The sequence below is a fragment of the Pseudomonas sp. HMSC066A08 genome (assembly GCF_001813025.1).
GTDB classification, from domain to species: domain Bacteria; phylum Pseudomonadota; class Gammaproteobacteria; order Pseudomonadales; family Pseudomonadaceae; genus Pseudomonas; species Pseudomonas aeruginosa.
The window spans coordinates 1-332 of the sequence record NZ_KV811195.1 but is presented as its reverse complement, the minus strand read 5'-3'; the positions used below and the strand labels follow the sequence as shown (position 1 = coordinate 332).

The 332-nt window shown below is 43.7% G+C and carries 1 protein-coding gene; it reads left to right on the top strand.

Features of this window, described 5'->3' with window-relative positions; translation table 11 throughout:
• Positions 1-332, top strand: a 332-nt coding sequence (locus HMPREF2886_RS32610; protein WP_139148370.1) for a M20/M25/M40 family metallo-hydrolase, incomplete at both ends; no start/stop codon positions are given.

The following is a 332-nucleotide window of genomic DNA, read 5'->3' as shown; positions in this document are numbered from 1 at the left end:
ACGGTATTGGCACACTCTACGCTCGCTTACCGGGGCAAGATAGAACGTTACCCGCCGTAGGAACAGGCTCTCACCTTGATACCGTTCCCCAAGGGGGGGCTTATGATGGTGCCTTAGGAGTTATTGCTGGTTTTTATGCTTTGATGCAATACAAACCACAACAACTGAAACGTGATCTAGAGTTAATTGTATTCCGAGCAGAAGAATCGAGCCGATTTGGGTTTTCATGTATCGGAAGTAAAGTGCTAACAGGGAAAATTGACCATACTCGATGGGAGCAAAATAGAGATGATGAAGGTAATAATTTCTTTGATGTTTTAAAATCCCTTGGT